Consider the following 524-nt stretch of genomic DNA (forward strand, 5'->3'; position numbering starts at 1 on the left):
CCGCAGGCCAGGGTGAGGTCGTCGATGTCGGTGCGGTGGGTGGTTGTCCAGCCGCGGAGGTGGTGGACCTGGCTGTGATAGGCCGGGGCGGTGCAGCCCGGTTTGGTGCAGCCGCGATCGCGTGCGTAGAGCATGAGGCGCTGCGCGGGGCTGGCCAGCCGCTTGGTGTGGTAGAGCGCCAGCGGCTTGGCCTGGTCGAAGATCGCCAGGTAGTGATGGGCGTGGCCGGCCCAACGGATCACGTCGGACATCGGCACCAGGGTGCCGCCGCCGGTGAGCGCCTTGCCGGTGGCCGCCTCCAAGTCTTTGAGCGTCGTGGTCACGACGATGGAGACCGGCAGCCCGTTGTGGCTGCCCAACTCGCCCGAGGCGAACAGCGCGCGCAGGCCCGCGAGGAAGGCGTCGTGGTTGCGCTGGGCTTGGGATCGGGTGTCGCGGCGCGCCGCGTCCTCGTCGGGGGTCGCATCGATGATTGGGGTTTCATCCTCGGGGTTGGCGGTGCCCGGGGCGGCCAGCTTGGCCAG

Annotated in this window: 1 protein-coding gene; it reads right to left on the reverse strand. The window is 70.8% G+C overall.

Going from position 1 to position 524, the window contains the following annotated elements:
• The coding region (locus tag A5706_RS11630) for an HNH endonuclease signature motif containing protein (RefSeq protein ID WP_156767073.1) at positions 1-524 on the reverse strand (524 nt) is incomplete at both ends.

The sequence above is a fragment of the Mycobacterium sp. E796 genome (genome assembly GCF_001672815.1).
In the GTDB taxonomy this organism is placed as follows: domain Bacteria; phylum Actinomycetota; class Actinomycetes; order Mycobacteriales; family Mycobacteriaceae; genus Mycobacterium.